Genomic DNA, 24153 nt, shown 5'->3' on the forward strand with positions numbered 1-24153 from the left:
GGGACACAGCAGAGATGGAGCCCGGACCTGCCCTTTCAAGGGCCTCGGAAAGAATTTTTTTGGTGACCACCGTCACGGCATTGGGCTCAACCGTGCCGAATACGACAGAAGTGTCACGCAATCGGCTTAGATTCCCCCTTCAGGGGATCCGCTCACAAGGAGTAGTCGATGCGAATGCTGTCACCACTTGCCGCTGGCTGCCTGCTGGCGCTGGCGATCTCGCCCGCCCGGGCCGATGTCTTCATCAACGAACTGCACTACGACGACAGCACCCCGGCCGGGGACGTCGGCGAGGCGATTGAAGTGGTCGCCACGGCCGGCGAGGACCTGTCCGCTTACCGCCTGTACCTGTACAACGGCAGCACCCCGTCGGCAGCCAGCGTGTATGCCAACAACCCGGTCCCGGCCGGCACCACGGCCGCCTGTGGCAGCGCCCGTATCGCGGTGGTCAGCTACCCGACCAATGGCCTGCAGAACGGGTCCAACGATGGCATCGCGCTGGTCGATGCCAGCGGTGCGGTGGTCCAGTTCCTCAGCTACGAGGGCACCATCACCGCCGCCAGCGGCCCGGCCGCCGGCCTGACCAGCCAGAACATCCCGGTCGCCGAAAGCAACAGCACCGCAGCCGGCACCTCCCTGCAGCTCACCGGCAGCGGCAGCCAGTACACCCATTTCACCTGGGCCGAGTCCGCCGCCCAGACCTTCGGCGCCTGCAATGCCGGCCAGACCTTCAGCGGCAGCCCCGGCACCCCGGGCCCGAATACGCCGCCGTCGGTGTCCACCACCACGCCGGCCCAGGGCAGCAGCAGCTTCCCCGCCGCCGGTGATCTGGAAGTGGTGTTCAGCGAGAATGTCACGCTGGCCAGCGGCGCCTTCGCGCTGAGCTGCGGCCAGTCCGGCAGCGTGCCGCTGAGCCATCCGTCCAGTGGCCGCACGCTGAAGATTTCCACCAACACCGCGCTGGTGGCCGGCGAGGCCTGCCGCTTCGACATCCGGGCCAGCCGCATCAGCGACAGCCAGGGCGCCCGGCCCGCCGCTGATTCGCGCATCGGCTTCACCGTGGCCAGCAGCACCGGCAACCCGGACCCGGGCAACCCGGGCAATCCCGGCGCGTACTACGCGCGGGTAAATACCTCCAGTCCGAGCCAGTTGCGCTGTTCGCTGCATGAAACCATCAAGGGCCACACCGCGTATCCGTACAGCGGCTCGGGCACCAGCACCTGGACCATCCTGGAGATCGCCGACGAAGATCCCAACAACGCCGGCAACGTGCTCGATGCCTACCGCAACCGCAGCTACGTCAAGGGCAGCGGCCGCGCAGGCACCGGCAGCGGGTTGACCTACAACCGCGAGCACACCTGGCCCAATTCGCTGGGCTTTGCCAGCACCACCGGCGACAAGGGCCTGCCGTATGCGCCCTACACCGACACCCACATGCTGTACCTGACCGATGCGCAGTGGAATGCCGACCGGGGCAACAAGCCCTTCGCCAAGTGCGACAGCAACTGCGGCGAGCGCGCCACCGAGTCCAACAATGGCCAGGGCGGCGGCAGCGGTGCCTATCCGGGCAACTCCAACTGGGTGCGCACCCCCGATGGCAACCAGGGCACGTTCGAAGTGTGGGGCAAGCGCAAGGGCGACATGGCGCGCGCGGTGATGTACATGGCCATCCGGTATGAAGGCGGCAAGGATGCCGCAACCGGCCAGTCCGAACCGGATCTGGAGCTGACCGATGACCGCAGCAGGATCATCAAGACCAGCAGTTCGCCGGCCTACATGGGCCTGCTGTCCACTTTGATCAACTGGCACCTCGCCGACCCGCCGACCGAGGCGGAGCGGGCCCGCAACGAGGTGATCTACAGCTTCCAGGGCAACCGCAATCCGTTCATCGACCACCCCGAATGGGCCACCCCGGCCCTGTTCACCTCGGCCAAGCCCAGCAGCTGCCAGCTGGCCAACTGATCATTTTCCGATTTGCCTCATGCCCCGGTCCGGCCTTCTGCCCGGACCGGGGCCCTATACTCGGCGGCGATGTCGACCGCCGATCCCGTCCTGCTGCTGTTCACCACCTGCCCTGACCTGGCCAGCGCCGAGCGCATCGCGCATGCGCTGGTCGACGAGCGGCTGGCGGCCTGCGTCACCCGTCAGGAGGGTGCGCGCTCCACCTATCGCTGGCAGGGCGAAGTGACCACCGACAGCGAACTGCAGCTGCTGGTCAAGACCACCGCCAGCCGGCTCGATGCCGCGATGGCGCGGCTGGTCGAACTGCATCCGTATGAACTCCCCGAGTGCATCGCGGTCGAACCACGCGCCGGCTTGCCGGCCTATCTGGATTGGATCCGGGCACAGACCCGGGAGGAACACAGTTGATGAAGGCAGCTTTCATGAAGTCAGGTTGGATGGCGTCGCTGCGTCGTAGCGTTGCGGTGTGCGCGTTGCTGGCGCTTGCCCTGCCCGCGTGGGCACTGAGCGAAAAGGACCTGCTGCCGGTGGACGAAGCGTTCGCGCTGAGCGCCACGGCGACCCAGCGCGACCAGATCCAGCTGCAATGGAAGATCGCCCCGGGCTACTACCTGTATCGCCATCGCACCAGCGTCAAGGCAGATCCTTCGTTCAATGCCGGCGCGTTGAAAATGCCGGCGGGCGAGCGCCACCATGATGATTTCTTCGGCGAAGTAGAGACCTATCGCGAGCGTCTGGCCGCGACGTTGCCCGGCCAGCCGGCGCCCGACGCCGGCACCGTCAGCGTGGAAGTGCGCTTCCAGGGCTGCGCTGATGCGGGCGTGTGCTATCCGCCGCAGAAGCGCGTGATCCAGGTCGCGCTGCCCGGCGGCGGTGCAGGCGCCGGCATCGCTTCTACAGGCATTGCCGCAGCAACCGGCACTTCGCCGTTGGGCAGCCCGCTGGGTGGCAACAGCGGCGGCCTGCGCCTGCCCGGCACCGCCGCGGCCGTGCAGGGCCTGCCGCTGCCTTCGGAGAAGGCCTTCGGCTTCGAAGCCATCGTCGACGATGGCAACACCCTGCTGCTGCGCTTCACCCCGGCCAAGGGGTATTACCTGTACCGCGACCGCACTTCGCTGAAGCTGGAAGGGGCCAACGGCATCCGCGTGGATGCGCTGCGCTGGCCGCAGGCGAAGTCGCATCGCGATGAACATTTCGGCGACGTGGCGGTGTTCTTCGACCAGACCGACGCCACCCTGCCACTGCACCGCAGCCGCGCCGAGGCACTGGATGCCACCCTGGTGGTGACTTTCCAGGGCTGCCAGACCGATGGCATCTGCTACCCGCCGATGACCCGCCGGGTGCGGCTGGATATTCCCGCGGGCAAGGTCGACGCGACGGCGGCGACCACCGCGGCCGGCAATGAACTGCCAGCCGCATTGCCGCGCGAGGCACAGCGCACCGACGGCACGGGCGGCGAAAAGACCGACAACCGTCGCGTGGTGCCGATCATCCCCGACAGCATTCCCGCTGACGCTGCGGGTCTGGATGCGGCCACCGCGGGTGCCACGGCACCCAGCCCGGATGCCAGCGCGGACAACGCACAGCGCACGCGCCCACCGGAACCGACCAGCGCCAAGGGCCTGCTGGTGGTGCTGCTGCTGGCACTGGCCGGCGGCCTGGTGCTGAACCTGATGCCGTGCGTGCTGCCGATCCTGTCGCTGAAGGTGCTGGGCCTGGCGCAGAGCGGTGAGAGCCGCCAGCGTGCACGCGCGCATGCGCTCTGGTACACCGCCGGCGTGCTGGTGGCGTTCGCGGTGATCGGCGGGCTGGTGCTGGCCCTGCGCGCAGCTGGCCAGGCCGCAGGCTGGGGCTTCCAGCTGCAGCATCCGTGGTTCATCGCCGCGCTGGTGTACCTGATGTTCGCCGTCGGCCTGAGCCTATCCGGGGTGTTCACCCTGGGCGGCAACGTGGGCGGCATCGGCCAGTCGCTGGCCTCGCGCAGCGGTCCGGTCGGTGATTTCTTCACCGGGGTGTTGGCCTGCGTGGTAGCCAGCCCGTGCGTGGCGCCGTTCATGGGCCCGGCGTTGGCCTATGCATTCGCGGCCCCCGCGCTGCAGTCCATGCTGGTGTTCCTGGCGCTGGGACTGGGCCTGGCGCTGCCGTTCCTGCTCGTCGGTTTCGTGCCCACGCTGGCGCGTCGCCTGCCGCGTCCTGGCGCGTGGATGGAAACGCTGAAACATGTGCTGGCGTTCCCGATGTACGCCACCGCGCTGTGGCTGCTGTGGGTGCTGGGCAAGCAGCGCGGCGTGGATGCGATGGCGCTGGTGCTGGGCGGGCTGGTCCTGCTGGCGCTGGGGCTGTGGTGGTTCGAGCGCAGCCGCTGGCGCAGCCAGCGGATCGGTGCGCTGCTGGCCGGCGTGGTGATCCTGGCTGCGCTGGTGCCGGTGTGGGGCGTTGCCCGACTGGCCCCGCCGGCAACGGCAGCGCAGGCTGCCGGCGAGAACGTAGTGGCCTATTCGCCGGAAATGCTGGACCGTCTGCGCGCGGACAACCGCGTGGTGTTCGTCAACATGACCGCCGACTGGTGCGTGACCTGCAAGGCCAACGAACGCGCGGTGCTGTCGCGGCCTGATTTCCAGGAGCTGCTGCGGCGGACCAACGCGGTGTACATGCGCGGCGACTACACCAACGTGGACCCGCAGATCACCGCCTTCCTGGATGAACACAAAGCCGTGGGCGTGCCGCTGTACGTGGTGTACGGCCCCGGCGCGCCGCCGATCGTGCTGCCCAGCGTGCTGACCCAGGCGCTGGCCGAAGAAGCGCTGCTGCGTACCGCGCGATGAAGCTGAGGCCGGCACTGCTGTGGACAGCGGTGCTGGCCGGTGGATTGGGCCTGTGGGCCGGGCAGCAGCTGGATACGTCTTCGGAGGAGGGGTCAGGTTCTTTTTCCGGTGCGGAAAAGGAACCTGACCCCACCAGTAAAGCGGCCACGGCGGGCATCGGCGATCCGCTCCCGCCCATCGTGCTGCCGGATCTTTCCGGCGCGCCGGTGGACCTGCAACGGTTCCGTGGCCGGCCGCTGCTGATCAACGTATGGGCAAGCTGGTGCGCCCCATGCGTGGAAGAAATGCCCGAGCTGGCCCACTTCGCCGCCGCCCAGCGCGACCAGGGCGTGCAGGTGCTGGGACTGGCGCTGGATACCGCCGAAGGCGTGCAGGACTTCCTGCGCCGTGTGCCGGTGGACTACCCCATCGTGCTGGAAACCCCTGGCCCGGCCGACGCCAGCGTGCGCCTGGGCAACACGCAGGGCCTGCTGCCCTACACGGTGCTGGTGGACGCGCAGGGCCGCATCGTGCGGCAGAAGCTGGGACCGTTCGCCAAGGGTGAGATCGAAGGCTGGGCGAGCGGCGGCTGAGCGCGCTTGACCCGGCGCCCGTCGACCGGAACACTACGCGAGTGATTCTCATTTGCCGATGGAGATCGATACCTTCGGCCCTCCCTCGTGATACCCGGACCCTCGGCCCGGCGCTACCGGCTTTCTTCTCCCCCGATGTTCAAGACCGTTCTCTTCCAGGTGCACTGGTTCCTCGGCATCACCGCCGGCACCGTGCTCGCCCTGATGGGTCTCACCGGCGCCACCCTCTCCTTCGAGGACGATCTGCTGCGCGCGTTGAATCCGCACTTCGCCGCAGTTGCCGCCCAGCAGGGCGATGGCCGCCAGACGCTGCCGCTGGACACCCTGGCGGCCACGATGGCCGAAGGCAGCCACACCGCCCTGCAGCGTCTGCGCGTGGATGCCACCGGCCAGCGCCCGTCGGTGGCCCGCTTCGATGGCGGCCGCGACAACTGGGTGTACTTCGACCCCTACAGCGGCGAACGCTTCAGCGCGCTGCGTGGCCAGGGCTTCTTCGATTTCACCGAGGACCTGCACCGTCGCCTGGTGGCGGGCGACCGCGGCCGGCTGGTCACTGGCAGCTGCACGATCATCCTGCTGGTGTTCGTGCTGTCGGGCATCTACCTGCGCTGGCCGCGGCAATGGTGGAGCTGGCGGAGCTGGTTGTCGGTGGAGTGGAAACACAATGGCCGCAGCTTCCTGTGGAGCCTGCATTCGGTGATCGGCACCTGGGTGCTGCCGGTCTACCTCCTGATCGCCCTGACCGGCCTGTGGTGGTCCTTCGACTGGTACCGCGATGGGCTGACCCGCCTGCTCGGCGGGCCACCGGTTGCCACGCCCGCGCTGCAGGCAAGCGGGGCGCTGGACCTGCAGCGCGTGCAGGCCAGCCTGTATGCGCTGCCCGGCGTGCGCGAAGGCTACATCGACCTGCGCCTGCCGGCGCGCGGCGACCGCCCGGTCACCGCACGGGTGATGTCCGTCGGGCGTTCCCACCATGACCGCGCCTACGACACCCTGCAGATCGATCCCGCCAGTGGCGCCGTGCTGGACCGGCGCGCATATGCCGATCTGGATGGCGGTGAAAAGGTGCTGGGCAGCATGTTCGCGCTGCATTCGGGCAGCTTCTTCGGTCTGCCCGGGCGACTGGTCGTGATGCTGTCGAGCCTGCTGATGGTGCTGTTCTTCGTCACCGGCTGGATGCTGTACCTGGATCGCCGCGCGAAGAAGCACGCAGTGCGCGCCTCACGCGTGGACCTCGCCGCAGCGCTGCCGGCGGGCGATGCGGACGGGCCGGCGTGGCTGGTGTCCTTCGCCAGCCAGAGTGGCCAGGCCGAACAACTGGCCTGGCGCGCGGCCGGGCAGCTGCAGGCGGCCGGCATGCGCGTGCAGGTCACGCCGATGGCGCGCCTGGATGGCGGCATGCTGCAGCAGGCGCGCCGTGCGTTGTTCGTGGTCAGCACCTTCGGCGATGGCGAAGCGCCGGACAGCGCGCGCGCCTTCGAACGCAAGGTGCTGATGCAGGCGCAGGCGCTGCCGGAACTGGGCTACGCGATGCTGGCGCTGGGCGATCGCCAGTACGCGCGTTTCTGCGGCTTCGCGCGGCGGGTGGAACAGTGGCTGGGCGAACAGGGCGCGGCGGCGTTGTTCCCGTGCATCGACGTGGATGGCGATGACGCCGGTGCGCTGCAGCGCTGGCAGGCCCAGCTTTCCTCGCTGACCGGCGTGGAAGTGGCCGAGGACGCCGAGGCGCGCAGCGTGCTGCAGGAGTGGACGCTGCACGAACGCAGCCTGCTCAATCCCGGCAGCCAGGGCGGCGCGATCTGGCAGGTGACGTTGCGGCCGCCGGACGGCGCGGGCTGGCAGGCCGGCGACATCCTGCAGGTGGCACCGCGCCATGCTGCGGACGATGTCACTGCGGTGCTGGCCGCGGCCGGGCTGGATGTCGACGCGCCGGTGCATGTGGATGGGCTGGAACAGCGCGTGCACGATGCGGCGGCGCGGCGCGTGTTGCCGCCGATCGACCAGGTGCAGCCGGTGCATGACGCCGCGCAGTGGCTCGACCAGCTGCCGGCGCTGCCAACGCGCGAATATTCAATCGCCAGCTGCCTGGCCGATGGCCACGTGCAGCTGGTGGTGCGCCTGGTGCAGGGTGAGGATGGCCGGCCCGGCATCGGTTCGGGTTGGTTGTCCCTGCATGCGGGCATTGGCGGCGGCGTGCCCGCGCGCGTGCGGCGCAATGCGGGCTTCCACCGGCACGACGATGCGCCACCGATGATCCTGATCGGCAACGGCACCGGCATTGCCGGCCTGCGCAGCCTGCTGCGCGAAGCCGACGGCGCAGGCCAGCATGGCCATTGGCTGCTGTTCGGCGAACGCCAGCAGGCCTGCGATGCGCTGTACGCGCAGGAAATCATCGCCTGGCAGCAGCAGGGGCACCTGGCCCGGGTGGACCAGGCGTGGTCGCGCGATGGCAGCACCCGGATGTACGTGCAGGATCTGCTGCGCGCGGCCAGCGCGGAGCTGCGTCATTGGATCGCCGACGGCGCCTGTGTGTACGTGTGCGGTTCGCTGCAGGGCATGGCGCAGGGCGTGGACGAGGTGCTGCGCGAAACCCTGGGCGAGGAGGCGCTGGATGCGCTGAGTGCCGAGGGCCGCTACCGGCGCGACGTGTATTGAGTAGTGTCGAGCCTGCTCGATACCGCCCCTGTGTCGAGCAAGCTCGACACTACGAGGGCAACAGATGCGGCTGCAGCAGCGCGGCCACCCAGTCCATGAACACCCGCGCCCGTGCGGGCAGATGTCGGCGCTGCGCGTACAGCAGGGTGACCGGCATCGGTTCGGACGGCAGCTGCGGCAGGATTTCAACCAGCGTTCCGTCACGCAGCGCCTGGCGCACGCCCAGCCGTGGCACCTGGATGATGCCCAGCCCGGCCAGCGCGGCGGCGGTGTAGCCATCGCCGCTGTTGACGGTCACCGCACCGGCCATCGGCAGGCTCCGGTAGTGGTCGCCATCGCGGTATTCAAACCCTGCGGGCCGTTGCCCCAGCGTGCTCACGTAGTGCACCAGGCGATGCCCGCCCAGCGCCTGGAGTGTGAGCGGCGTGCCACGCGCGGCGAGGTAACCGGGGCTGGCACAGTTGACCATGTCCATGCTGCCCAGCGGTCGCGCCACCAGCGTGTTGTCGTCCAGCGCACCGACCCGCAGCACGCAGTCGAAGCCTTCGCGCACCAGGTCGACACGGCGATCGGTGCCGCTGAGTTCGATCTCCAGCCCTGGGTGCTGTTCCAGGAAGGCCGGCAGCTGCGGCAGGATCAGGTGCCGTGCGAGCCCACTGGACATGTCCACCCGCAGCCGCCCGCGCAGCTGCGCGGTATCGCGGCGGAACATGCCCTGCAGGTCCTCCATGTCATCCAGCAGGTCGCGGGCGCGCTGGAATAGCTGTTCACCGTCCGCCGTCAGCTGCACGCGGCGCGTGGTCCGGTGCAGCAGCTGGGTGCCCAGTGCTGCTTCCAGACGCTGTACCGCCAGCGACACGCTGGCCTTTGGCAGCCCCAGGCTCTCTGCCGCGCGGGTGAAGGAGCCACGCTCGGCCACATGCAGGAAGGTACGCAGTTGCGACACGCTGTCCATTGATTGTCGGCCATTGTTGAACAGTCATATCAGGATCACGCAGTTTATTCGCCCTCGCAAGCCCAATAGGCTGGTCACCTACCCGCCCGTTGGAGTTGGACATGTCCGTTTCCCGCACCCTGCTGATCACCGGTGGCAGCCGTGGCCTCGGCCGCAACGCCGCCCTCGCCCTGGCCGCCGACGGCGCCGACATCGTATTGACCTACCGCAGTCAGTCGTCCGCCGCCGACGAGGTCGTGGCGCAGGTTGAAGCACTGGGCCGACGCGCTGCCGCGTTGCCACTGGACGTGGCCGACAGCGCCTCGTTCGCCGCGTTCGTCGAAAGGCTGCAGGCCCAGCTTGCCGACTGGGGCCGTGGGCGCCTGGATGGCCTGGTCAACAATGCCGGCGAAGGCCACTACGCGCTGATCGCCGACACCACCCCGGCCTCGTTCGACCACCTGGTCAACGTGCACCTGAAAGGCCCCTACTTCCTGACCCAGGCGCTGCTGCCGCTGCTCGCCGATGGCAGCCGCATCCTCAACGTGTCCAGTGGGCTGGCGCGCTTTTCGCTGCCGGGCAGTTCGGCCTACGCGATGATGAAGGGCGGCATCGAAGTGTTCACCCGCTACCTGGCCAAGGAACTGGGCGCGCGGGGCATCAGTGCCAACACGCTGGCGCCCGGTGCGATCGAAACCGATTTCGGCGGCGGCCGCGTGCGTGACGATGCCGGCATCAATGCGATGGTCGCCTCGTCCACCGCGCTCGGCCGCGCCGGCAAACCCGATGACGTCGGCCCGGCCGTGGTCGCGCTGATGTCGGCGGACACGCGCTGGATCAATGCCCAACGCGTGGAAGCCTCTGGGGGCATGTTCATCTAGGCGATCCGCAACGGCGGGCTCAGCCCACGACCGGCGTCCTTTTTCCCGATGGGGAAAGGGGCGCCGACCGCACTTCGCCGACACCGCGCAGCTGGAACACCGCCACCGCCTCGGCCAGCACCTCCGCCTGCGCTTCCAGTGCACGCGCCGAAGCCGTGGCCTCTTCCACCATCGCCGCGTTCTGCTGGGTACTTGCATCCATCTGCACGATGGTCTGGTTGACCTGGCCGATGCCGTTGCGCTGCTCCAGCGAGGCATCGCGGATCTGCGCCATGATCGCGGCCACCTGCTGCACGCTGGCCTGCAGTTCTTCCATGGTGGCACCGGCCTGGCTGACCGCACGCGTGCCCTGCCCCACCTGCTGCACCGAGTCCTCGATCAGTCCCTTGATCTGCCTGGCCGCATCGGCGCTGCGCTGCGCCAGCAGGCGCACTTCACTGGCGACCACCGCGAAACTGCGACCCTGCTCGCCGGCACGTGCCGCCTCGACGGCGGCATTCAACGCCAGGATGTTGGTCTGGAAGGCGATGCCGTCGATCAGCGCGGTGATCTCGCCGATGCGTCGCGACGACGCGCTGATGTCCTGCATCGAACGCTGCACCTGCCCCACCGCCTCACCACCGCGCGTCGCCACGTCCGCGCTGGCGCGTACCAGTGTGTCGGCCTGTCCGGCGGCGTCGGCATTGCGCGATACGGTACCGGTCAGCTCGTGCATCGAGGCGGCGGTCTCTTCCAGGTTGGCCGCCTGCAGCTCGGTACGGATGGAAAGATCCGCATTGCCTGCGCTGATTTCACCGGCCGCATCGCCGATCGAGCGCGCCGCGTCCTGGATGCCCGCCACGATGCCCGCCAGCTGGTCCACGGTCGCGTTGGCATCATCGCGCATGCGCGCGAACACCCCGTCCAGCTCACCCTCCATGCGTACGCGCAGGTCGCCCCGCGCCAGTGCCGCCAGCAGGACCTGCAGGTCGCCGAGGTTGTGTTCGAAGGTCGCCAGCAGGTGGTTGATGCTGGCTGACAGGCGATGCACGTAGCCCTGCTTTCCCTGCAGCGGAATGCGGCCGGCCAGCTCACCCTGGGCCGCCGCATCCACCAGCGCGCCGACTTCGGTTTCCAGCAGGACTTCCAGCGCACGGCTGCGCCACTCCACCACCTCGCCGAGTGACTGGCCGGCCTCGAAGATCGGCGTGGTCACCAGCTGCCAGGTGGTGCCGCCGTGCTGGATGTCGTACTCGCGCCGGCCGCTGCCGTCGATCCGCGCCAGCGCGGGATGCAGCTGTCGGGCAGGCCGGCCCAGCACGTCGTTCCCGCCCGCCCCCAGGGTCTGCAGCAACGCCGGATTGGCATGGGTCACTTCGCCCTGCGGATTGACCACCATCAGGCCGGTGGAGGCGCTGTCCAGTGCCTGCCGCGCACGGGCGTTCTCCTGCGCCACCGCCCGTTCGTGTTCGATGCGTGCGCGCAGCTGCTGCTGCATGTGGCCCAGCCGCTGCGCCAACTGGCCGATTTCATCGTGCGGGTTATGCACGCGCAACACCGTATCCAGGCGGTCCTCGGCGATGTCCTGCGCAAAACGCAGGGTGTCCTGGATCGGTCGGCGCACGGCATGCAGCACCATCAACAGCGTGCCGATCAGCACCACGGCCACCACCAGCAGCGAGGCGGCGAACAGCACACCCAGGCGTGTGGCCTGCGCCTGCTGGCGGCTGCGCGCCTGCTCCAGGCTGGCTGCCTGCGCCTGTTGGAAGGCCTGCAGCGCGGGGGTGATGCTGGCCGCCGTATCCACCAGCGACTGCGCTTCCACGTCCAGCCCCATGCGGGCGGCGGTGTAGGTCAGCAGCGCGCCCTGGTAGGTATCCATCAGATCGCGCAGCTGCTGCTGCGCATCGTCCGGCAGGCCCGCCAGCGCGAGATCGAACGGGAGTTTCTCCTCGCTGGCGCGGTCTGCATGCCGGGAGTCGCCGCTCAGCAGCAGCAGGCTTTCCTGCCGGCGCATGCGCTGCACGTGCAGGGCCAGCAGCGGGCGTTGCGTTGCGTCCACCGCCGCCTGCACGGCGTCGGCCGCCTGCGCCAGCTGCGCCGACATCGCTTCGTCACCACGTCCCATTTCATCCACGCGCGCGTTGAGCGCGGCGATGCCTTCGGCGAACGCGTCGGCCTGGGTGGTCAGTTCGGCCAATGCCTGCCGACGCGTCGCGTCCATCGGCAGTGCCCGCAGCTGCTGCAAGGTGGCCCGCAGCCGCTGCTGGGCAACCTGCAGCGCATCGCGGTCGGCGGCATCGAAACTGCGTGCATACTGGGTCTGCAGCCGCCTGGCTTCGGCGATGTCGGCGGCCAGCGTGGCGGCCAGTCCGGTGCCCTGCTGGTAGACCGCGAAGCTCTGTGCGGCACGTTCGCTGCCGTGGCTGGTCCAGCCGTACATCGCGGCAATGGTGACCAGGCCCAGGCCACAGACCAGCAGGCTGGCCTTGATCTTGGCAGCCACGCTGAGCCGGGCCAGGTGGTGCAGGGAAGGCCACGCGCGCACCGCAAGGCGGCGCAGGCGGAGGGAGGCGGAACGCAGGATGTGGGGGGCAGCCGGCATGACAGGATCCGAGGCGGAATGACGCATCGGTATCGGCGTGCCCTGACCAGACTTTAGCCCGCTGTTGCCGGAATGTGCCGCGCTGCACGCGGGACGCTGCTCGTTGTAACAGCGCCGCAAGTCGCATCGATGACAGTGCACGCTCCAGGCTGTGGCCTGGTTCGCCGCAGCACCCCGGTCATTGCGTACTCCACCGCGATCCGGCAAGGCCGGAAACGAACTGGCCGAAGCGCTCACGCGCTCCGGCCATTCCGATGTACCGCTCGTGCGTGGGGCCTGATCAGGCCCTGGCGAAGGCCAGCAGGTCGGCGTTGAACTGATCGGCGTGGGTCGAGGTCAGGCCATGCGGCGCACCCGGGTAGACCTTCAGCGTACCGTTGGCGAGCAGCTTGATCGACTTCTCGGCAGCGGCCTTGATCGGCACGATCTGGTCGTCGTCGCCGTGGATCACCAGCGTCGGCACGTCGATCTTCTTCAGGTCTTCGCTGTAGTCCACTTCAGAGAACTCACGGACGCAGTCGTACTGGCCCTTCACACCGCCCAGCATGCCCTGCAGCCAGAACGAATCGCGCATGCCCTGGGTGACCGCGTTGCCATCGCGGTTGGCACCGAAGAACGGCGTGGCCAGGTCCTGGAAGAACTGCGAGCGGTCACCTCCGGTGCCCTTGCGGATGCCGTCGAAGACATCCAGCGGCGTGCCTTCGGGGTTGCCGGCGGTCTGCAGCATCAGCGGCGGCACCGCACCGACCAGCACCACCTTGGCCACGCGGCTGCTGCCATGGCGACCCACGTAATGCGCCACTTCACCACCACCGGTGGAATGCCCGACCAGGATCGCGTCCTTGACCTCGGCCTGCTCCAGCACGGCGGCCAGGTCGTCGGCGTAGGTGTCCATGTTGTTGCCGTCCCAGGTCTGGCTGGAACGTCCGTGGCTGCGACGGTCGTGGGCGATGACGCGGAAGCCGTTCTGGCCCATGAACAGCATCTGCGGGTCCCAGGCGTCGGAGCTGAGCGGCCAGCCATGCGCGAACACGATCGGCTGGCCGGTGCCCCAGTCCTTGTAGAAGATGCGGGCGCCGTCTTTGACGGTAACGAAGTGGCTCATGGGGTTGGCTCCTGTCGAAGTGGATGGAACAGTGGGTCAGATGTCACTGTGGGTGTGCGGCACGGCGGCTTCGAGGGGATCGCTGCCGCCGACGAAATGACGTACCACCGGGTGCCGCTCGCCCCGGTGCAACGCACGCAGCTGCTCCTGTACGGCCTTGTCATCGGAGGTGATGCGCTCGTGCTGGCGCAGGTGCTCCAGCCACGACGCGGTGAGGAAATACTCCAGGTGCACGCCGGGGCTGGCGACATCTTCGGCCACGCCCCACAGCACTGCGCCATCGCGGCGGCGCACGCGGCCAAGCAGCCGCATGCACGCATGGAAAGCCGCACGGTCGGCGGCATCGATGCGGTATTCCACCGTCACCAGCACCGGTCCGCGGTCATGCGCCACCGCCACCGACAGTTCCGGTGCAGGCCAATGGCCGGCCGGACGCAGGTCCAGTTCTTCGGTCCCGGAGATGCGCACGCGCCATACCAGCAGGCCCGCCACCACCGAACCGACGGCCGCCACCAGCAGCGCCAGGGTGGGCGTGCTGCGCTGGGCGAGTGCGCCCCAGCACAGTCCACCGGCCGCCATGCCGAGCGAAAACACCATGATGTACAGCGCCAGCGCACGCGCCCGCACCCACGCCGGAACCGCGGTCTGCGCGGCGATCTGCAGCGAGGACAGCACGGTGATCCAGGCAAAGCCGTTGACCAGCATCGCCAGCGGCAACAGCACCCAGCTGCGCAGCAGGGCCAGCCCGACCAGGCTCAGCGCCAGTGCCAGCGTGGCCAGCAGCACCAGCAGGTCACGGTCCAGCCGCGCGCGCAGTTTCGGCAGCAGCAGGGCACCACTGACCGCGCCGATGCCCACGCAGCCCAGCAACATGCCGTACTGCCCTGCCCCGCCCTGCATCTGCCCGCGCACCACCACCGGCAGCAGCGCGGTCATCGCACTGGCGAAGAAGAAGAAACCTGCGGATTTGATCAGCACCGCCTGCAGGTGGCCGGCCCGGCTGGCATAGCGCAGGCCGGATTTCAGCCCGGCGCCGAAGCCCTCCGGCGGCAGGCTGGCGACCTTCGGATCACGCTTCCAGCGCAGCAGCACCACCAGCATGGCGGCGAAGCTGATCGCATTGAAGCCGAACGCCCACGTAGCCCCCAGCTGGGCGACGATCACCCCGCCGATGGCCGGGCCCAGCGAACGCGCGATGTTGATGCCGATCGAGTTCAGCGCCACTGCCGAGGCCAGCATCGGCGGCGGTACCAGTTCGGACACGATCGCCGCCTGCGCCGGCATCGCCATCGCCGCGCCGCAACCCATGCAGAAGGTGAGCACCACCAGCAGGGTCGGGCTGAGCATGTCCAGGTGGGTCAGCACGGCCATGGTGCCGGCCACCGCCAGCATCCAGCCCTGGGTGGCCAGCAGGTAGCGGCGACGGTCGACGATGTCGGCCAGCGTGCCGGCCACCAGTGCCAGCAGCACGATCGGCACGGTGGTGGCCGATTGCACCAGCGCGACCATCAGCGGCGAGCCGGTGCGTTCGGCCATCACCCAGGCCGCGGCCACGTCGTTGACCCAGGTGCCGATGTTGCTGCCCATGATGGCCAACCACAACGCGCGGAACATGCTGATCTGCAGCGGCGCCCAGGCGCCGGGTGCAGCGGGGGAAGCGGTGTTTACCATTGCCACGCTCCTACGATGGAGGCAAAAAGAGTGTTGCGGCCACCGGCCTGGCGCAGTGCCGGACCGGCATCCACCCAGGCCAGCTGCCATTGCCATAGCCAGTCCTCGCTGGCCTGCCAGCGGGTTTCGGCCTTGTACTGGGTGCCGATGCGGCGCGCGCCACCGGCACTGCCGGGCAACGGCAGCAGCGGTGCCGGCGTGGTGTACACCGCATCGCTGCGCTGTTGTTTCCAGGCCAGCTGCACGCCCAGCTGGGTGCTGAGGCGCTCGCTGAGCTGCAGGTCCAGGGTCGGCTGGACGTCGAGCAGGTTGGCCGGCGCCAGCAGGCTGGCCTCGCTGAAATAGGACGACTTCGGGTACAGCGCATTGAAGGTCTGCAGGCGCCCATCGCCCGCATCGCGGTCACCGCTGGCGATGTCCAGCTTCACCCCCAGCCGTGGTTGCAGCGGCGCCTGGTGCCAGCGCCAGCCGGTATCGCTGGCCAGCGTCCAGGCACGGACGTGCAGCCGCTGCGTGGCGGTGTCCAGATGACCCCGCTGTGCCACTGCCTCCACGTTCCAATCAAGTGCATCGGCCTGGCCGAACCAGCGCGTGCCCAGCGTCTGCCGCCGTTCGCGCCCGTTGCCGTCGGCGAAGCGTGCGCCGTCGCGCTGGTAATCCAGCAGGTAGCCATCCCATTGGCCGCTGCTGCCCCTTGCGGCGCTGGTCGCGCACGCGCCCCACAGGTGGGCACCCGGCTCGCCGCGGTCGTCGAACGCGCCGGGGCGGTTGTCCACCGCGCGCAGCGCCAGCAGATCCAGCCGGCCGACTGCGCCACGCCAGCCCAGCCGCACGCCATCGAACGCCAGCCGGATGTTCGGTCCATCGCGCACCGACAGCAACCGCGAACTGCCGTAGCTGGCTTCCTGCCGTCCCAGCTGCAGCCAAGCGTGCCGCCCCTGCCAGCGCCAGTAGGCCTGCTGCACGTCCAGCGCACCTTGATCGGTGCCGCCGGGTCCACCGGCGCGTCCCTGTTCGGCATGCACGCCCAGCTGCACGCGCGCCTGCCAGTCATCGCGGCGATACGTCGCCGATCCCAGCCCGCGCAGCAGGCCATAGCCGTCTTCGCTGCCGCCAATGCCGAAGCGGGTGGGGTCGAAGTACATCCCACGCAGCCGCAGCGAGGCATCCCACTGCACATCGCCGTTGCCCAGTGCGCTGCAATGGCCCGCCTCGCAGCCGGCCTGCGCCCGCGCCTGTGCCAGCGCAGGCAGTGCCAGCACGGCGAGGGTCAGAACGCGAAGCACGAGCAGCCCATGGCGCCCCAGAACGCCTGCAGGTCACCGGTCGGTGGCGCATGGTGGGCCGCATGGCCGTGTGCGCCGTGGGTGGCACAGGACGCGCCGTGATGATGGTGATGCGCCATCGCCAGACCCGTGGCCGTGCCGCCGACGTGGTAGCCGCCGAAACGGTTGACCGGTGACCAGTCCGGCATTGCCGGCGGCAGTACCGGTGCCAGCCCGTCGTAGTCTTCGGCGGCGTGCACGATGCGTCCGCCCAGCACGGTCAGCACACTGGTGATGTCGGCGATCTGGTTGTCGTCCACGCGGAAGTAATCAGCCGACAGCACGATGAAATCGACCAGCTGGCCGGCCTTCAGCGTGCCCTTGTGGTCTTCATCGCCGGAGAACCACGCGCTGCCCTGGGTCCACAGGCGCAGCGCCTGTTCGCGTTCCAGCAGGTTCTCATCGCCATACAGTGCCAGCCCGCCCACGGTACGGCCGGTGACCAGCCACGACAGCGCGACCCACGGGTTGTAGCTGGCTACGCGCGTGGCGTCGGTGCCGGCACCCACCGGGACGCCTTCGGCCAGCATCCGCTTCACCGGCGGCGTGTGGCGTGCCGCCTGCACGCCGTAGCGTTCGACGAACGCCTCGCCCTGGTAGGCCATGCGGTGCTGGATCGCCAGCCCGCCACCCATCGCGCGGATGCGCTCGATGTTGCGCGGGGTGATGGTCTCGGCGTGGTCGATGAACCAGTGCAGGCCGTCGAACGGCACCTCGCGGTTGACCTGCTCGTAGACGTCCAGGATGCGCGAGATGCTTTCGTCGTAGGTCGCATGGATGCGGAACGGCCAACGCTTTTCCACCAGCAGCCGCACCACGTCATGCAGTTCCGGCTCCAGTTCCGGCGGCAACTCCGGTCGTGGTTCGTTGAACAGTTCGAAGTCCGCCGCGGAGAACACCAGCATCTCGCCCGCGCCATTGTGGCGCAGCAGGTCGTCGCCCTGGCGTGGTTGCAGGATCTCGCTCCAGCGCTGGAAGTCACCGACTTCACCACCCTTGTTCTGGGTGAACAGGTTGTAGGCGATGCGCACGCTGAGCTGGTCATCGCGGTGCAGCTGTTCGATGACCTGGTAATCCTCGGGATAGTTCTGGAAGCCACCGCCGGCATCGATCACCGAGGTGATCCCCAGCCGGTTCAGCTCGCGCATGAAATGGCGTGTCGAATTGGCCTGGTACTCGATCGGCAGCTTGGGGCCCTTGGCCAGCGTGGCGTACAGGATCACCGCGTTCGGCTTGGCCAGCAGCAGGCCGGTGGGATTGCCCAGTTTGTCGCGCACGATCTGCCCACCGGGCGGATCCGGCGTGTTCTTGTCATAGCCGCAGGCCCGCAGCGCAGCACGGTTGAGCAGCGCGCGGTCGTACAGGTGCAGCAGGAACACCGGCGTATCCGGGGCGATGGTGTTGATTTCTTCCAGCGTCGGCAGGCGCTTTTCGCTGAACTGGGCAGCGGTGAAGCCACCGACCACGCGCACCCATTGCGGTGCGGGCGTGCGATCGACCTGCACTTTCAGCATGGCCAACGCATCGGCCAGCGAGCGCAGGCCGTCCCAGCGCAGTTCCAGGTTGTAGTTGAGTCCACCGCGGATCAGGTGGGTATGGCTGTCATTGAGCCCGGGCACCAGCCCGCGCCCCTGAGCATCAATGATTGTTGCCTCAGCGGACCAGCCTCGCATGATGTCCTCGTCGCTGCCGACGGCGACGATGCGCCCGTCCTGCACGGCCAGTGCCTGTGCGTGCGGCTGCGCCGGGTCGAGGGTGGTGATGCGGGCATTGCGGATGACCAGCGTGCTCATGCGACGCTCCTGCGATGAGGGGGAAGAAGCCGCTGCCAGGTCGCGGCCGGCCAGGCCCAGCGCGAGTGCCGCGCCAGCCCCCAGCAGCACCTCGCGGCGGCCAGGCAGGGTGGGGTCGGGGCTCATGACGGCACTCCAGGGGAAGCAAGGAAGGAATCAAGCGAGAACGTACCGGCGCCAGCCAGCGCGACCGACAGCAGCAGCAGCGTCCACATCACCGGGTACTCCACGCCGCCGCGCATCCAGAACCACCCGCGTGGCAGCGCCAGCAGCGCGGTGAACGCAATGAACGCTGCGCCGACCAGCGCGGCGAGGTGGGTCTGCCAGCCGAGCAGCACCGACAGCCCGGCCAGCACCTGTACCCCCGCCAGCAGCAGCGGCAACGGTGCCGCGGCAGGCAGGCCGAACCCGCGCAGCTCGCCGGCAAAGCCGGCAAGGCCCGGGCCGTTGAACCAGCCGAACAACTTGCCCAGCGCGTGTGGCAACAGAAATCCTCCCGCCGCCACGCGCAGCATCAGCAGCGCCACGTCCAGGGCATGGCTGCTGCCCATGCTCAGTGACCGCCTTCCTGTGCGCCGAACATGGTCTTGGCGTACTGGATTCCCACCCCGTAGCCCCCTGCATGCTCGCGGGCGATGCCGGTGGTGAGGTCGTAGGTTTCACCGCGCGCCCAGTCGCGCTGCAGCTCCAGCAGGTACTGCACGCTGGTGATCGGCACCGCGCCGGCCTGCACCATGCGGGTGACGGCGCGCTCATGCGCCTCCTCGCTCACGTCGCCGCAGGCGTCGGTGATGACATAGATCTCGAAGCCCTGCTCGATCGCCGACAGGGTCGGGCCGACGATGCAGACGCTGGTCCACAGGCCGGCGATGACCAGGCGCTGCTTGCCGATGCGGTTGATCTCATCGATCACGCCCTGGTCTTCCCAGGCGTTCATCGAAGTGCGGTCGAACACCGGCTGGCCCGGGAAGATCGCCGGCAGTTCCGGGAACAGCGGACCGGAGAACGACTTCTCCGCCACGGTGGTCAGCACCACCGGCACCTTGAAGCCTTTGGCGCCCTTGCTGATCAACGAGACGTTGTTGCGCAGCGCGGAGATGTCGATGGTGTGGGTGGCAAACGCCATCTGCGACTGATGGTCGATCAGCACCAGCGCGTGGTCGGTCGGGGACAGCAGCGCGTTGCCGGGGACGGCGGTGGCCTTGTTCATGCGGTTGGCTCCAGGGAGGGTGGCAGGGAATCAGTAAGGAGACGCAGCGTGCAGCGCGTAACGGCGCGGACTGCAACCGGTGGCGGCGCGGAAACTGCGGGTGAAATGGCTCTGGTCGAAGAACGCCAGTTCGCTGGCAATACGGCCGACCGGCTGCGAGCCTTCGCGCAACCAGTGGCGGGCCTGGTCGATGCGACGCTGGCGCAGCCATCCGGTCGGGCTGAGCCCGGTGGCGCTGCGGAACAAGCGGGCGAGGTGGAAGCGGCTGACACACGCAGCGGCGGCGATCTGCACCACGTCGATCGGCTGGCCGAGGTTCTGCTCCATGAACGCCTGCGCGCGGCGGACCGCTGCCGCCTGCCCCGCATTGAGGCCAGGCATCGCCGAAGGTGCGCCGCGGCACGGGGTGTCGGTGGCCATCGGCAGTGCTCGTGGTGGGGAGTGCATAGCGTGGCGGCAGACGCGCCGAGGCCCTACCCCCGACGGGGTGGGCAGCTCACTCTTTCGGGGGGGGGCACCCGCCGGGCGGCCAGCAGCACCCGCCGACCGAACAGGCAGGCATCCAGCGAGTAGGCGCCGGGACCGAGCAGCAACAGGCAAGCAGGCAGCAGGACCAGCGCCGCGCCGCCCTTCCCGGTCCACAACACTAGCGTAGCCAACGCCACGGCCAGCGGGGTCAGCCCGCCGAGGGCCAGCAGCAGCGCCGCCGAGGCCGCGCCCCATTGCTGCCACGCGGCCACCGGCCAGGGCGAGCACATCGCAACCGCCAGGCACAGCCGTATCCACAGCAGGCCGATACCCGGGGCACGATCAGGAAACATCACGAACAGACGCTGCATTCCACCCTCCCGTGGACAGGCCTGCATGGTTACCTGATCCAGCACCGGCCCACCTGCCCCGATCGGGTAGGCCGCCAGTGCCCCCGGCCTGCGAGAATGCAGCATGCCGCTTGCACCTTCCCTGCTGCTGCGCCACGTGTGCACCTGCCTGCTGCAGGGGGTGTTGCTGTGCGTCGCGGTGCCGATGGCCGCGCGTGCGGCGCTGCCGGTGCCACCGCAGGCGCAGGCCGGGCTGCCCGGCTTCCAGCACAGCGCCTGGCGCGTCGGCCAGGGCGCGCCGGGAGATGTGTGGGACATCGCGCAGGATCGCCAGGGCACACTGTTGTTGGCGACCGGATCCGGGCTCTACCGGTTCGATGGCCACCGCTTCGAGCGCGACGCGGCGCCGCCGGACAGCAGCTTTCCATCCACCAACATGGTGTCGTTGCTGCTGGACCACGACGACAGCCTGTGGATCGGTTATTTCCAGGCCGGCATCAGCCATCTGCAACCAAACCGGCTGCGCAGTTTCCTTACCGGGCGCGATGTCCCCAACGGCCCGGTGCCGCGCATGGCGCGCGATGGCGGTGGACGGCTGTGGGCGGCGCTCAAGGGCGGCCTGCGCTGGTACGACGGCCAACAGTGGCAGCCGCCCACGCCCGCGATGCAGGTTCCCTCCCAGCCCGCGCACTGGCTGCAGCGCGACCACCAGGGAACGCTGTGGCTGCTGGCCGGCAACGCACTGTGGCGGCTTCCGCGTGGCGCCAAGCGGTTCGAGCCCACCGAGGTGGAGGCATCACCGCAGTCGGTGCTGGCCGAGCGCGCCGATGGCAGCCTGTGGCTGGCCGACCGGCGACGCGGCATCCTGCCGGTGGCGCGCAACGGCACCGTGCTGTCGCCCGCGCAACGCGAATCCCGACGCCTTGCCGACCTACGCGCCGATCGCATCCTGTTCGCGCGCGATGGCAGCCTGTGGGGCACCCGCATCGGCAGTGGCGGCGTGTTCCGGCTCAGCTTCGACGGCACCCAGCCCACACTGCTGGAAAACTTCGACGTGGCGCAGGGACTGACGTCGACCTCGGCCTCGCCGCTGCTGGAAGACCGCGAAGGCAACATCTGGATCGGCACCAACCTGGGCCTGAACCGGTTCCGTGCGCGCAGCGTGCATGCGCTGCAGGATGTCGGTTCGTCGGGGCCGTACCGGACCCTGTACCGCACCGCGGGTGGCCAGGTGCAGGGCTACGATGACGACCTGCGGATGTTCGACCTGCAACGCAGCCTGGTCCATGCCGGCGCGGCGGCGATGCAGCGCGCCAGCCTGCGGTCTGCTGTTCCACTATGGCTGTTCCATGATGACGTGCTGTACCGACGTACCGCTGGCCGGACGGTAGCGTTCGCCGCGCCGAGCTGGACCGCCGGGCAATCCTTCAATTCGGTGTTCTTCGCCACGCAGGACGAAGCGTGGGCGTGTGCCGGCCCCTACACGCTGCACTTCAAGGACGGTCGATGGCGCAATGATCCGCGTCTGCCCGCACGCAGTTGCAGCCTGGTCAGCGTGGACGAGCGCGGGCGTGTGCTGGTCGGGCATGACGATGGAACGCTGCACGTGGTCGATGGCCACTCGGTACGCGCTTACGGTCCGGCGCAGGGCCTGGATGTCGGTCCAGTCACCGCCGTGTACGCACGCGGTGAGGAACTGCTGGTCGCCGGCGAATCCGGCCTTGCCGCACTGGAAGGCGCGCGCTTCCACGTGCTGCAGGCCGATATCCCCGGCGTGCTGGAAGGCATTACCGGCATCGCCGGTGAAGCAACGGGCACGCGCTGGTTGAACGGCAGCCGCGGCCTGCTGCGCACCGATGCCGATGCGCTGCGGGCGGCGGCAGGCAGCGCTCGCGCGCTCTCCCCGCGCCTGTTCGACGATGCCGACGGCATGCCGGGCATCGCGCTGCAGAGCAGCCCCACCGCCACGGCGATGCTGGCCGATGATGGGTTGCTGTGGCTGGCGACCAACCAGGGCCTGGCGTGGCTGGACACCACCCTGCCCCATCGCAACGAACGTGCGCCGGACGTGCGCATCGGCGAGGTGTCCTTTGATGGGCAGCATGCACTGCTGCGCGACGGACTGCGGCTTCCCGCCGGCACCGACCAGGTGCAGATCGACTACGTGGCGCTGTCACTGGCGCGACCCGAGCGCACCCGCTACCGCTACCAGCTGTCCGGCGTGGACAGCAGCTGGCAGGAGGCAGGCAGCCAGACCCGCGCGCACTACACCAACCTCATGCCCGGAACCTACCGCTTCGAGGTGATGGCCGCCAACGAAGATGGAATCTGGAGCAGCACCCCGGCGGCACGCACTTTCCAGATCGCCCCCACCTTCATGCAGACGCTGTGGTTCAAGCTGCTGTGCGTGCTGGCGGTGCTGGCCCTGCTGGTGATGGCCGTGCGCATCCGCAGTGGGCAGCTTGCCGCGCTGGTGCGCGCCCGCCTGCAGGAGCGCCACGGCGAACGCGAGCGGATCGCGCGCGACCTGCACGACACCCTGCTGCAGGGCAGCCAGGGCCTGATCCTGCGCCTGCATGCCATCAGCCAGTCCGCCCACGCCTCGCCCGCCGTGCGCAGCAGCCTGGAGGCGGCCATGCAGCTGGCCGAGCAGAACCTCGCCGAAGGCCGCGAACGCGTTGCGGCGCTGCGCGACGGCCCGGCTGCCGGCCAGGACCTGGTGACCGCCTTGGCCCATGTGCATGAAGAGTTCGCCGGCCAGGGCGTCAATCCGCTACGGCTGACCATCGAAGGGGCGGCACCGCCGTTGCAGGCCCACGCGGCCGAAGAAGTCTTCCTGATCGGTCGCGAAGCGATCCGCAACGCCCTGCACCATGCCCAGGCCGGGGCGATCGAAGTGGAACTGGCCTACGGGCGCAGTTGCCTGCTGCTGCACGTGCGCGATGACGGCCGCGGCATGACCGACACCCACGGCGCCGCCGACGGCCACTGGGGCATGCAGGGCATGCGCGAGCGCGCGCGCCGACTGGGCGGAGAACTACGCGTCTGGTCGCGTCCCGGGCTGGGCACCGAGATCGCGCTGTCGGTGCCCGCCAATCGCATCTACCGGCAACGCCCCTCCCCATGGCGACGCTGGCTGCCCAACAGGAAACCTCCAGCATGAACCCCAACGATTCCATCGGCGTGCTGATCGTCGACGACCATCCGCTGCTGCGCGATGGCCTGGGCGCGCTGCTGTCCACCCAGTCGGACATGCATCTGGTGGGCGAAGCCGCCGATGGCGAACAGGCGGTGGAATGCTATCTGCGGCTGCACCCGGAGGTGGTGCTGATGGACCTGCAGCTGCCTGGCATCGATGGCGTTGAAGCCATCATGCGCATCCGTGCACAGGATCCCAAGGCCCGCATCATCGTGTTGACGACGTACCGCGGCGATGTCCGCGCGGTACGCGCGCTGCAGGCCGGCGCCAGTGCCTACCTGCTCAAGGACATGCTGCGGCATGAGCTGATCGACACCATCCGCAGCGTCGCTGGCGGTCGCCGCGCTGCCATTCCGGCTCAACTGGCCGCCAGCATCGCGGCCCACGTGGTGGAAGACCGGTTGTCCCCGCGCGAAACCGAAGTGCTGGTCCACGTTGCGGCCGGCATGTCCAACCGGCGCGTGGGCGAGCAGATGCAGATTTCCGAGCAGACCGTCAAAGCGCACATGAAAAGCATCATGGAGAAGCTGGGCGTCGGTGACCGCACGCATGCGGTCACCATGGCCCTGCGCCGCGGCATCATCAGCCTGGATGATGAAACCGGCGAACGCTGAGACGG

The 24153-nt window shown here is 68.8% G+C and carries 18 protein-coding genes; 8 read left to right on the top strand and 10 right to left on the bottom strand.

Going from position 1 to position 24153, the window contains the following annotated elements:
- The first annotated feature begins 168 nt into the window (after nucleotides 1-168).
- The 5 genes from CXG43_RS17850 to CXG43_RS17870 all read left to right on the top strand — a co-directional run bounded on the left by CXG43_RS17850 (nucleotide 169) and on the right by CXG43_RS17870 (nucleotide 8014).
- Complete coding sequence (locus CXG43_RS17850; RefSeq protein WP_101101378.1) at nucleotides 169-1962, top strand: endonuclease; 1794 nt, start codon at nucleotides 169-171, stop codon at nucleotides 1960-1962.
- A 69-nt stretch (nucleotides 1963-2031) separates the two neighbouring features.
- Nucleotides 2032-2370 (top strand): divalent-cation tolerance protein CutA, encoded by a 339-nt coding sequence (gene cutA, locus CXG43_RS17855; protein ID WP_101101380.1) that lies wholly within the window; start codon nucleotides 2032-2034, stop codon nucleotides 2368-2370.
- A gap of 29 nt (nucleotides 2371-2399) precedes the next feature.
- On the top strand, nucleotides 2400-4787 hold the full coding sequence (locus CXG43_RS17860) for a protein-disulfide reductase DsbD (protein WP_101101382.1): 2388 nt from the start codon (nucleotides 2400-2402) through the stop codon (nucleotides 4785-4787).
- The gene (locus CXG43_RS17865) at nucleotides 4784-5359 is read left to right on the top strand and encodes a TlpA disulfide reductase family protein (protein ID WP_101101384.1); all 576 of its coding nucleotides are present in this window, start codon (nucleotides 4784-4786) and stop codon (nucleotides 5357-5359) included. The genes CXG43_RS17860 and CXG43_RS17865 overlap by 4 nt, the downstream gene beginning before the upstream one ends.
- Before the next feature lie 135 nt (nucleotides 5360-5494).
- Nucleotides 5495-8014 (top strand): PepSY domain-containing protein, encoded by a 2520-nt coding sequence (locus CXG43_RS17870; RefSeq protein WP_101101386.1) that lies wholly within the window; start codon nucleotides 5495-5497, stop codon nucleotides 8012-8014.
- A 49-nt stretch (nucleotides 8015-8063) separates the two neighbouring features.
- Here CXG43_RS17870 and CXG43_RS17875 read toward each other — a convergent pair whose 3' ends face one another.
- On the bottom strand, nucleotides 8064-8969 hold the full coding sequence (locus CXG43_RS17875; protein ID WP_101101389.1) for a LysR family transcriptional regulator: 906 nt from the start codon (nucleotides 8967-8969) through the stop codon (nucleotides 8064-8066).
- Between the two features lie 101 nt (nucleotides 8970-9070).
- Between CXG43_RS17875 and CXG43_RS17880 the strand changes: the two genes are divergently transcribed.
- Nucleotides 9071-9829, top strand: a complete 759-nt coding sequence (locus tag CXG43_RS17880) for an SDR family oxidoreductase (RefSeq protein WP_101101391.1) — start codon at nucleotides 9071-9073, stop codon at nucleotides 9827-9829.
- Nucleotides 9830-9848: 19 nt separating this feature from the next.
- Here CXG43_RS17880 and CXG43_RS17885 read toward each other — a convergent pair whose 3' ends face one another.
- The 9 genes from CXG43_RS17885 to CXG43_RS17925 form a co-directional block, all read right to left on the bottom strand.
- Entirely contained in the window at nucleotides 9849-12413 is a 2565-nt protein-coding gene (locus tag CXG43_RS17885; protein WP_101101393.1) for a methyl-accepting chemotaxis protein, read from the bottom strand.
- 280 nt (nucleotides 12414-12693) lie between these two features.
- Nucleotides 12694-13518: an alpha/beta hydrolase gene (locus CXG43_RS17890; RefSeq protein ID WP_101101395.1), complete on the bottom strand. Its 825-nt coding sequence runs from the start codon at nucleotides 13516-13518 to the stop codon at nucleotides 12694-12696.
- Nucleotides 13519-13554: 36 nt separating this feature from the next.
- Nucleotides 13555-15189 (bottom strand): MFS transporter, encoded by a 1635-nt coding sequence (locus tag CXG43_RS17895; RefSeq protein WP_101101397.1) that lies wholly within the window; start codon nucleotides 15187-15189, stop codon nucleotides 13555-13557.
- On the bottom strand, nucleotides 15183-16481 hold the full coding sequence (locus CXG43_RS17900) for an alginate export family protein (protein WP_101101399.1): 1299 nt from the start codon (nucleotides 16479-16481) through the stop codon (nucleotides 15183-15185). Before CXG43_RS17900 ends, CXG43_RS17895 begins: the two co-directional genes overlap by 7 nt.
- The gene (locus CXG43_RS17905; protein WP_198551476.1) at nucleotides 16460-18307 is read right to left on the bottom strand and encodes an amidohydrolase; all 1848 of its coding nucleotides are present in this window, start codon (nucleotides 18305-18307) and stop codon (nucleotides 16460-16462) included. Before CXG43_RS17905 ends, CXG43_RS17900 begins: the two co-directional genes overlap by 22 nt.
- A gap of 122 nt (nucleotides 18308-18429) precedes the next feature.
- The gene (locus CXG43_RS17910; protein ID WP_101101403.1) at nucleotides 18430-18858 is read right to left on the bottom strand and encodes a DoxX family protein; all 429 of its coding nucleotides are present in this window, start codon (nucleotides 18856-18858) and stop codon (nucleotides 18430-18432) included.
- A gap of 2 nt (nucleotides 18859-18860) precedes the next feature.
- The gene (locus CXG43_RS17915; protein WP_101101405.1) at nucleotides 18861-19517 is read right to left on the bottom strand and encodes a hydrolase; all 657 of its coding nucleotides are present in this window, start codon (nucleotides 19515-19517) and stop codon (nucleotides 18861-18863) included.
- Nucleotides 19518-19547: 30 nt separating this feature from the next.
- Nucleotides 19548-19937, bottom strand: coding sequence for a helix-turn-helix transcriptional regulator (locus CXG43_RS17920; protein WP_101116329.1), 390 nt, complete (start codon nucleotides 19935-19937; stop codon nucleotides 19548-19550).
- Nucleotides 19938-19990: 53 nt separating this feature from the next.
- Complete coding sequence (locus CXG43_RS17925) at nucleotides 19991-20356, bottom strand: hypothetical protein (protein WP_101101493.1); 366 nt, start codon at nucleotides 20354-20356, stop codon at nucleotides 19991-19993.
- Between the two features lie 103 nt (nucleotides 20357-20459).
- Between CXG43_RS17925 and CXG43_RS17930 the strand changes: the two genes are divergently transcribed.
- Both CXG43_RS17930 and CXG43_RS17935 read left to right on the top strand, forming a co-directional pair.
- Nucleotides 20460-23498 carry a sensor histidine kinase gene (locus CXG43_RS17930; RefSeq protein ID WP_101101409.1) on the top strand — a complete coding sequence of 1013 codons (3039 nt, stop codon included), beginning with the start codon at nucleotides 20460-20462 and terminating at the stop codon, nucleotides 23496-23498.
- Entirely contained in the window at nucleotides 23495-24148 is a 654-nt protein-coding gene (locus CXG43_RS17935) for a response regulator transcription factor (RefSeq protein WP_101101495.1), read from the top strand. The genes CXG43_RS17930 and CXG43_RS17935 overlap by 4 nt, the downstream gene beginning before the upstream one ends.
- The last annotated feature ends 5 nt before the right edge of the window (nucleotides 24149-24153 follow it).

This window comes from Stenotrophomonas sp. Bg11-02, assembly GCF_002836635.1.
Classification (GTDB): domain Bacteria; phylum Pseudomonadota; class Gammaproteobacteria; order Xanthomonadales; family Xanthomonadaceae; genus Stenotrophomonas; species Stenotrophomonas lacuserhaii.